The sequence below is a fragment of the Curtobacterium sp. HSID17257 genome (assembly GCF_003989515.1).
Taxonomy (GTDB): Bacteria; Actinomycetota; Actinomycetes; order Actinomycetales; family Microbacteriaceae; genus Curtobacterium.
This window is the reverse complement of record NZ_RBLU01000015.1, coordinates 39,175-48,505: the sequence shown is the minus strand read 5'-3', so window position 1 is coordinate 48,505 and position 9,331 is coordinate 39,175. Positions and strand designations below refer to the sequence as shown.

The window sequence follows — 9,331 nt, the reverse complement described above, 5'->3', positions numbered from 1 at the left end:
TGCTGCGGCTCGGGAGCCTTCTGCTCTTCGCCCTGCTCGGTGCTCGGAGCCGTCTCGGGCTCGCTCTGCTCGGCTGCGGCAGCGTCCTGGTCCGCGCCGTTGTCGTCCGACGAGCCGGAGTCCGAGCCGGAGCCGTCGCCGATCTTGACCAGCGCGGTGCCGACCTCGACGGTCTCGTCCTCCTGGACGAGGATCTCCTCGACGACGCCGGCGATCGGCGACGGGATCTCGGTGTCGACCTTGTCGGTCGAGACCTCGAGCAGCGGCTCGTCGACCTCGACCCGGTCACCGACGTTCTTCAGCCATCGGGTGACCGTGCCCTCGGTGACGCTCTCGCCGAGCGCCGGGAGGTTGACGGATTCGCTCATCGGGTGGGCTCCTGTTCGCGGGTTGCTGTGGTGGTGGTTGTCATTGTCTCGGTGCGCACGGTGGACGTGGTCGTCACAGCGCGTGCAGCGGCTTGCCCGCGAGGTGGAGGAAGGCCTCGCCCAGTGCCTCGTTCTGCGTCGGGTGCGCGTGGACGAGCGGTGCGACGTCCTCCGGGTGCGCCTCCCAGTTCACCGCGAGCTGGGCTTCACCGATGAGCTCACCGACGCGCGCGCCGATCATCGAGACGCCGACGACCGGGCCGTCGACGACACGGACGACCTTGACGGCACCCGAGGTGCCGATGATGTGGCTGCGGCCGTTGCCCGCGAGGTTGTACTCGTAGAAGTCGACCTTGTCCTTGCCGTACTCCTCCTCCGCCTTGGCCTGGGAGAGACCGACCGAGGCGACCTCGGGGTCGGAGTAGGTGACCTTCGGGATGTTCGTGTCCGAGATGACGACCGGGTTCAGCCCCGCGATCTCCTCGGCGACGAAGATGCCCTGCTGGAAGCCGCGGTGCGCGAGCTGCAGGCCGGGGACGATGTCGCCGACGGCGTACACGTTCGGCAGGTTGGTGGCCAGGCGCTCGTTCGTGGTGACGAAGCCGCGGTCCATCGCGACGCCGACCTCGTCGAAGCCCATGTTCTGCGTGAGCGGGCCACGGCCGACCGCCACGAGGAGCACGTCGCCCTCGTACGTCTTGCCGTCCTCGAGCGTCACGACGACGCCGTTCTCGTGCTGGTCGACGTGGTCGAACCGGACGCCGAGCGAGAACTCGATGCCGCGCTTGCGGAACGCGCGCTCGAGCTGCTTCGACATCGACTCGTCCTCGGCGGGGATGAGGTGGGGCAGGCCCTCGACGATGGTGACCTCGGCGCCGAAGGACTTCCAGACGCTGGCGAACTCGACGCCGATGACGCCGCCACCGAGGATGACGACCTTGTTCGGCACGTAGTCCATCTTCAGCGCGGTCTCGGACGTGATCACGCGGCCGCCGATCTCGAGGCCCGGCAGCGACTTCGAGTACGAACCGGTGGCGAGCACGACGTTCTTGCCGGTGACGGTCTGGTCGCCGACCTGCACCGTGTTCTGCGAGGTCAGGCGGCCCCAGCCCTCGACGACGGTGATGCCGCGGGCCTTGACGAGCCCCTGCAGGCCCTTGTACTTCGAGTTGATGACACCCTGCTGGTAGTCGATGACCTTCGGCACCTCCACCCCGGCGAACTCGGCGATCACGCCGTACTTCTCCGCGTCGCGGGTGGCGTCGGCGACCTCGGCCGCGTGGAGCAGCGCCTTGGTCGGGATGCAGCCGCGGTGCAGGCAGGTCCCTCCGAGCTTGTCTCCCTCGATGAGCGCGACGCTCATGCCGAGCTCAGCGGCCCGGAGCGCAGCGGCGTAGCCACCACTGCCGCCACCGAGGACCACGACGTCGTAAGTCTGTTCCGTCACCTGGTGCAACTCCCTCGTGCGTGTCGGGATCCCGGTCGGACCCCACTGGACACCGCGGCGGCGGCGTCCGACGGTCGGACCGCATGGTTCCGGTCCCGTCCCGCTGGTTCCGGCGGACGCGCGTCGGTGCGCAGCCCGCCGGACACCAACCTACTACCTGGACTGGAGCTCTTCTGCGAGCCCGACGAGCGTCCGGACCATGACTCCGGTCGCGCCCTTGCCGAGCCAGCCGTACCCGCCGCCCTTGTGCTCCGAGGGGCCGGCGATGTCGAGGTGCGCCCACTCGATGCCCTCGCCGACGAAGCGCTCGAGGAACTTCCCCGCGAGGAGCATGCCGCCGGCCGGGTTGCCGACCGTCGCGTTGACCATGTCGGCCACGTCGCTGGCCAGGCGCGCGTCGAGCTCCTCGGGCAGCGGCATCGGCCAGATCGGCTCGGACACGGCGTCGGCGACCGCGCGGACACGGGCGACGAGGTCGTCGCTGCCCATCAGGCCGGTCGTCCGGTCCCCGAGGGCGACGACCTGCGCACCGGTGAGCGTGGCGACGTCGACGATCGCGTCGGGCTGCTCGAGCGATGCCGCCGCCATGCCGTCGCCGAGGACGAGTCGGCCCTCGGCGTCGGTGTTCGTGACCTCGACGGTCTTGCCGTTCTTCAGCGTGAGCACGTCGCCGGGGCGCGTCGCGGAACCGGACGGCATGTTCTCGGCGAGGCAGAGCCACGCGGTGATCTTCGTGTCGAGCCCGAGGCGCGCGGCGGCGATCGTCGCGGCGAGCACGGTCGCGGCGCCGGTCATGTCGGTCTTCATGCCGAGCATCGACGCGGCGGGCTTCAGCGAGAGGCCGCCCGAGTCCCCTACCTGCCCGGAGCGCGGCAGGACCGCGGCCTCCCCTTCGGCGCGAAGGTCTACGCGGACGTCCTGAACGGCTTCGCCATCGACCAGGTGATCGCCTTCGACCCGCACTCGCCCGTGATCGTCGGGCTGGTCGAACGCCTCACGGTGGTGCCGAGCGAGCAGGTCGTGCACGACGCGGTCCTCGCCGGGTCCGACTACAGCGGCATCATCGCCCCCGACAAGGGCGCGGTCACCCGGGCGTCGCTCGTCGCCGAGGCCGCCGTACTCCCCCTGTTCCGCGCCGAGAAGCACCGCAACCCGGACACCGGCAAGCTCGACGGGTTCTCGTGCGAGCCCCTCCCCGAGACCGGTCGACTGCTCGTCGTCGACGACATCTGCGACGGCGGCGGCACCTTCACGGGACTCGCCGGCGCGACCGGTCTGCCGAAGGAACGCCTGGGCCTCTGGGTCTCGCACGGCGTCTTCTCCGGCCGGGCCCCGCAGCTCGCCGACCACTTCGGCGAGATCGTCACCACCGACAGCTACCCCGCGCAGCAGGACGTCCCGGGCCTGCGCACCGTCCCGCTCAGCCCGTACCTCACGAAGGAGATCCGATGACCACCACGACGGGCCTGGAGCCCCGCACCACCACCGCGAGCCCGATCGCCCCGCTGCTCGCGGTCGACGGCTACAAGCACTCGCACCGGCAGGTCTACCCGGAGGGCACGACCCGGATCCTGATCAACTGGACGAACCGCTCGAACGCGCACATGCCCGAGTCGACGCACGCGGTGGTCTTCGGGCTGCAGGCGTTCGTGCAGCGGTACCTGGTCGAGGCGTGGGCGCCGTTCTTCGCCGCCGACGAGGACGAGGTCGCACGGCTGTTCGAGCAGGCGCTGCAGGGCTACTTCGGCCCGAACCACATCGGCGTCGACCACGTCCGCGCGCTGCACCGCCTCGGCTACCTGCCGCTGGAGATCCGGGCGCTCCCCGAGGGCACCCTCGCCCCGATCGGCGTCGCGACGCTGACGGTCGAGAACACCCTCGACGACTTCTTCTGGCTGCCGAACTACATCGAGACCGCCCTGTCGGCGTCGATCTGGCACCCGTCGACCGTCGCCACGAAGGCGCTCGAGTACCGCGACCTCATGGAGGAGTGGGCCGAGCGCACCGGCGCCGACCCGGCGAGCATCGACTTCGCCGCGCACGACTTCTCGTTCCGCGGGCAGACGAGCATCGAGTCCGCGGCCGCCGGCGGCGCGGGCCACCTGCTGTCGTTCCTCGGCACCGACTCGATGCCGTCGCTCGACTTCATCGACCGCTACTACCCGGGCGACAACGGCTGGGTGGCGGCGAGCGTCCCGGCGACCGAGCACAGCGTGATGTGCGTCCGCGGCGCCGACGGCGAGCTCGAGACGTTCGCGCAGATCCTCGACGTGTACCCGTCTGGCATCGTCTCGGCGGTGAGCGACGGCTTCGACCTGTTCAAGGTCATCGCCGAGACGCTCCCGCAGCTCAAGGACCGCATCACGGCCCGCGACGGCAAGCTCGTCATCCGCCCGGACTCCGGCGACCCGGTGGACATCGTGACCGGCACCGTGCACGGCGTCGACCAGGCGGCGCTGACCGACCCGTCGCGCAGCCACGAGGAGAAGGGCGTCGTCGAGCTCCTCGACGAGCTGTTCGGCCACACGGTCAACGAGCGCGGTTTCAAGGTCCTCGACCAGCACATCGGCGTCATCTACGGCGACAGCATCACCCTCGACCGGGCCCGGCGCATCTACGAGCGCCTCGCCGCGAAGGGCTACGCGAGCGACAACGTCGTGCTCGGCATCGGCTCGTACACGTACCAGTACATGACCCGCGACAACCTCGGCAGCGCCGTGAAGGCGACGTGGGCCCTGGTGGACGGCGAACCGGTCGACATCCAGAAGGACCCGAAGACCGGCAGCGGCAAGAAGAGCGCGAAGGGCCGCATCGCCCTGCACCGCGACGAGACCGGCGAGATCCGGCAGACCGACCAGGCAACGCCCGACGACGAGGCGACCAGCCTCCTCCAGCCCGTCTGGGTCGACGGCCGCTTCCGGGTGCACCAGTCCTTCGCCGACGTGCGCGAGACGCTCCGCGCCGAGCGTGCGGCCCGCGCCGCCCGTCGGGCGTCGGCGTGACCGACGCTCCCTCGGCGGCCCGCGACCAGCCGCTCATCGCGATCGACGTCGTCCCGGTGTCGTTCACGGTGGCGGAGGGCCTGCGGGTCGCCACCGCGCGTCGGGCGTACGACCCGTACGCCGGCCGGGAGGCACTGCCCGGTGTCCTCCTGGACGCTGCGGAACGCCTCGCCGACGGTGCACGGCGCGCCCTGCGCACGAAGGCCGGGATCGGTACCGGGGCGGTGCGGCACCTGACGCAGGTCGGGGCGTTCGACGCGCCGTCCCGCGATCCACGGGAGACCGCGATCAGCATCGCGTTCACGGCCGTCGTGGCCCCGGACACGGCGAGTCCGGCTGCGGGAGCGGCGGCGGCCCCGGGCGGAGGGTCCGCGGTGTGGCACCCGCTCGGCGGGGGCGACCTGGGCCTCCCGTTCGACCACGACGCGATCGTGGGCGCCGCCCTCGACCAGGTGCGCACCCGGCTGTGGCGGGACGTCCCGATGACGCGCGCGCTGCTCGGTGACGTGTTCCCGACCAGCGCGGCAGCAGCCCTGCACGCTGCGCTCCACGGGTCCGCCCCGGACGCCGGCAACCTGAACCGTGCGCTCCGGACGAACCCCGCGCTCGCCCGCACCGACGCCGCGCCGACGGCGACCGGGCGGGGCGGGCGTCCCCCGGCGACCTGGACGTGGACCGACTGAGCGCGGTTGGGTGGAGGCATGTCCAGTTCGCTCTCCGGTGACGACTCCCTGCACCTGCCCGAGTTCGACGCGCCGCCCGCGTCGCCGTTCGACGTCGCCCGCGCCTGGCTCGACGGCGCATCGGACCGCGAGGTCTCCGAGCCGATGTCGATGACCCTCGCGACCGCCGGCGCCGACGGCCGGGTGTCGGCCCGCACCGTCGACGTGAAGCGGCTCGACGACCACGGGCTCGTGTTCGGCACCTCGACGCTCAGCCCGAAGGGCCGACAGCTCGCCGAGAACCCCCACGCGGCGCTGCAGGTGTACTGGCGCGAGAGCATGCAGCAGCTGCGCTTCGAGGGTCGGGCCGTGCAGCTGTCCGACGAGGAGTCCGACGCGCTGTTCGCCGACCGCTCGCCGAAGTCCCGCGCCGCCACCGCGATCGCCGACCAGTCGGACGTGCTCGAACCGCGCACGCTGCAGGACCTGATCGACGACGCGAACGTGCTGCTCGACGAGAGCGACGACGACGTCCCGCGGCCGGAGGGGTGGGTGGCGTGGCGGCTCGAGCCCGACGTGGTGGAGTTCTGGCAGGGCAGTCGCGACCGGATGCACCGGCGGCTGCAGTACGTCCGCGTCGGCGACGGCTGGGACGTGGCGCGGCTGCAGCCGTAGCGCGGCGCGGCGCGGCCTCCGTGCTCCGTGCCGTGCCGCGGCACGTCGAACCACGGGTTCGACGTCGAACCAGGCGGCCGTGCTGGTTCGACGTCGGGAACGTGGTTCGACGCCGGGCGCTGGCCTCGCGGTAGCGTCGGCGGATGGGGACCACGCACGCGCTCACCGTCCGACCGGCCGACGTGCGGGACGCCGACGCGATCGCGGCCGTGCACGTGCAGGCGTGGCGCGAGGCCTACGCCCACCTCCTGCCGGCGGAGTTCCTCGCAGCCCTCGACGTCGACGCCCGCGCAGCACGCTGGCGCGGGATCATCGCCGAGCCCGACGTCGACGTGCTCGTCGCCACCGTCGACGACACGGTGGCCGGGTGGGCGTCGGCGGGGCCCGGACGCGGCGAGCGCCCGCGCGACCGCGAGCTCGAGGGCATCTACGTGCTCGCCGAGCACCACGGGTCGGGCGTAGGACAAGCGTTGCTCGACGCCGCGATCGGTACGGCGCCTGCGTTCCTCTGGGTCGCCGACGGCAACCCGCGCGCCGAGGCCTTCTACCGCCGGAACGGCTTCGAGCGGGACGGCACCGTCAAGCACGAACCGATCGGGCCGCACGGGCTCGACGCGGTCCGGATGGTGCGCTGAGCACCGGTTCGCTCGCTGCCGTCAGAGCTTCTCGATCGGGGCGATCTTGATGAGGAGCTTCTTGCGACCCGCAGCATCGAACGCGATCTCGGCGATGCGCTTCGCGCCCTGCCCGGTCACCGCCGACACCGTGCCCTCGCCGAAGTCGACGTGCTTGATGCGGTCGCCGGCGACGAGCTCCATGTCGCCGTTGTCGCGGACCTGCCCGGACACCCGGTTCGCCCACTCCGTCTTCGGACGGGTCTTCGCCGCCGCGGCCGCACGGTCGTAGGAACCGCCGGAGAACCCGCCGCCGCCGCGGTACCCACCGCCGCCACCGCCGCTGAAGCCACCCGGACCGCCACCGCGACGGGCGTTCAGCGCGCGCGGCTCGGTGCCGCCGCGGCTGTTCGCCATGCCCGGCGACTGCTTCCACTCGACCAGGCCCTCGGGGATCTCCTGCAGGAACCGGGACGGCATCGCCACGTTGACGTCGCCGAACTGCGCGCGGGTCATCGCGAGCGACAGGAAGAGCGACTTCTTCGCGCGGGTGATGCCGACGTAGAAGAGCCGCCGTTCCTCGGCCGGGCCGCCCGGCTCGTTCGCGGACATCCGGTGCGGCAGCAGGTCTTCTTCGACACCGGTGAGGAACACCGCGTCGTACTCCAGGCCCTTCGCCGTGTGCAGCGTCATGAGCGACACCGTGCCCGAGGAGTCGTCGAGCTCGTCCGCCGCAGCGACGAGCGAGACCTCGGTCAGGAAGTCGGACAGGGTGCCCTCGGGGTTGTTCTTCTGGAACTCCCGCGTCACCGCGACGAGCTCGTCGATGTTGTCGGCGCGTGCTGCGTCCTGCGCGTCGGGCGACTTCCGCAGGTTCTCGAGCAGCCCCGAGCCGTCGAGCAGCTGCGTCAGGGTGTCCACGACCGGTTGGGTGGCGGCGCGTGACGCGACGTCGTCGAGCAGTCCGGCGAACGAGGTGATGGCGTTCCGCACCTTCGGGCCGAAGCCGAGCTCGTCGGCGTGCCGCAGGGCATCGCGCATCGAGGTCTCGTGCTCGTCGGCGTAGCGCTGCAGCGCGGTCTCCGTGACGGCACCGATGCCGCGCTTCGGCACGTTGAGGATGCGACGGAGGGACAGCGGGTCGGCCGGGTTGGCGACGGTGATCAGGTACGCCATGGCGTCCTTGATCTCGGCACGCTCGTAGAACTTCGTGCCGCCGAGCACCCGGTACGGGATCGCCGAGCGGATGAAGATCTCCTCGAGCGCGCGCGTCTGCGAGTTCGTCCGGTAGAACACGGCCATGTCCCGGTACGAGGTGCCCTCGTCGTGCAGCCGCTGGATCTCGTCGGCGACGAACTGCGCCTCGTCGTGGCCGGTGTACCCGGTGAAGCCGACGATCTTGTCACCGGCGCCGACGTCGGTGAACAGGTTCTTCGCCTGGCGGTCGAAGTTGTTCGCGATGACGGCGTTCGCGGCGTCGAGGATCGTCTGCGTCGAGCGGTAGTTCTGCTCGAGCAGGATCACCTTCGAGTTCGGGAAGTCCCGCTCGAACTCGACGATGTTGCGGATGTCCGCGCCACGGAAGGCGTAGATCGACTGGTCGGAGTCGCCGACCACCGTGAGCGACGCCGGGGCGATCGACCCGTCGGCCTCACGCATGCGGGCGACGTGCTGCCCGGAGTCCTCGAGCTTGTCGACCTGCTCCACGGGCACCGGGCGGGTGAGTTCGCGGATCAGGGCGTACTGCGCGTGGTTGGTGTCCTGGTACTCGTCGACCAGGACGAACCGGAAGCGGCGCTGGTAGAGCGCGGCGACCTCGGGGAAGGCACGGAACAGGAAGACCGTCTGCCCGATCAGGTCGTCGAAGTCGAAGGCGTTGGCCCGGCGCAGCTCGTTCGTGTAGCGGCGGAACACCTCGGTGAACATGACCTCCTGCGGGTCGTTCGCGTTGATGTTCCGCGCGTAGGTGTCGACGTCCTGCAGCTCGTTCTTGAGCTTCGAGATCTTCGACGACGCGGCCCCGACGGTGAGCCCGAGGGAGTCCGCTTCGAGCTCCTTGATGATCCGCTTGAGGAGCGCGCGCGAGTCCGCCGAGTCGTAGATCGTGAACGACTGCGGGAACCCGAAGCGCTCGGCCTCGCGCCGGAGGATCCGCACGCACGCCGAGTGGAACGTCGAGATCCACATGCCCTCGGCGGCCTGGCCGACCAGGGCCTGCACGCGCTCGCGCATCTCGGCGGCGGCCTTGTTCGTGAACGTGATCGCGAGGATCTGCGACGGCCAGGCCTCGCGGTTCGCGAGCAGCAGGGCGATGCGCCGGGTGAGCACGCTCGTCTTGCCCGATCCGGCACCGGCCACGATGAGCAGGGACTCGCCGCGGTACTCGACGGCTTCCTTCTGCTGGGGGTTGAGGCCCGCGGTGAACGGGTCGTCGTACCCGCCGGGGCGGTTGCCCGCGCCCGGCTCGGGGGACTGGTCGAAGGGGTCGAGCACGATCGTCATGACCGGGTCAGTCTAGGCGCGCCCTCCGACAGGCGCAGCGGCTGCGATCCGTGGGCCGCCG

At 71.1% G+C, this 9,331-nt stretch carries 8 protein-coding genes and 1 pseudogene; 5 read left to right on the top strand and 4 right to left on the bottom strand.

Annotated elements, in window-relative coordinates:
• The 3 genes and pseudogenes from D8M35_RS04570 to D8M35_RS04560 form a co-directional block, all read right to left on the bottom strand.
• A partial coding sequence (locus D8M35_RS04570) for a biotin/lipoyl-containing protein (RefSeq protein ID WP_342342908.1) occupies nucleotides 1-368 on the bottom strand: 368 nt, incomplete at its 3' end.
• Nucleotides 369-441: 73 nt separating this feature from the next.
• A complete protein-coding gene (gene lpdA / locus D8M35_RS04565; RefSeq protein ID WP_126890782.1) occupies nucleotides 442-1,815 on the bottom strand; it encodes a dihydrolipoyl dehydrogenase in 1,374 nt (457 codons plus the stop codon).
• A 153-nt stretch (nucleotides 1,816-1,968) separates the two neighbouring features.
• Nucleotides 1,969-2,667: pseudogene (locus tag D8M35_RS04560) on the bottom strand (M17 family metallopeptidase); the annotation flags it as partial.
• Between the two features lie 90 nt (nucleotides 2,668-2,757).
• Between D8M35_RS04560 and D8M35_RS04555 the strand changes: the two are divergent.
• From D8M35_RS04555 to D8M35_RS04535, 5 genes are all read left to right on the top strand, one after another.
• Nucleotides 2,758-3,267, top strand: a complete 510-nt coding sequence (locus tag D8M35_RS04555; RefSeq protein WP_194074861.1) for a phosphoribosyltransferase family protein — start codon at nucleotides 2,758-2,760, stop codon at nucleotides 3,265-3,267.
• Nucleotides 3,264-4,817, top strand: coding sequence for a nicotinate phosphoribosyltransferase (locus D8M35_RS04550; protein WP_126890781.1), 1,554 nt, complete (start codon nucleotides 3,264-3,266; stop codon nucleotides 4,815-4,817). Before D8M35_RS04555 ends, D8M35_RS04550 begins: the two co-directional genes overlap by 4 nt.
• Nucleotides 4,814-5,500, top strand: coding sequence for an NUDIX hydrolase (locus tag D8M35_RS04545; RefSeq protein ID WP_126890780.1), 687 nt, complete (start codon nucleotides 4,814-4,816; stop codon nucleotides 5,498-5,500). Before D8M35_RS04550 ends, D8M35_RS04545 begins: the two co-directional genes overlap by 4 nt.
• A gap of 18 nt (nucleotides 5,501-5,518) precedes the next feature.
• A complete protein-coding gene (locus tag D8M35_RS04540; protein WP_126890779.1) occupies nucleotides 5,519-6,154 on the top strand; it encodes a pyridoxal 5'-phosphate synthase in 636 nt (211 codons plus the stop codon).
• Nucleotides 6,155-6,297: 143 nt separating this feature from the next.
• A complete protein-coding gene (locus D8M35_RS04535) occupies nucleotides 6,298-6,789 on the top strand; it encodes a GNAT family N-acetyltransferase (RefSeq protein WP_126890778.1) in 492 nt (163 codons plus the stop codon).
• 21 nt (nucleotides 6,790-6,810) lie between these two features.
• On the opposite strand, the gene D8M35_RS04530 is transcribed toward D8M35_RS04535, so the two are convergent.
• Nucleotides 6,811-9,270, bottom strand: coding sequence for an ATP-dependent helicase (locus D8M35_RS04530; RefSeq protein ID WP_126890777.1), 2,460 nt, complete (start codon nucleotides 9,268-9,270; stop codon nucleotides 6,811-6,813).
• Between the last annotated feature and the right edge of the window lie 61 nt (nucleotides 9,271-9,331).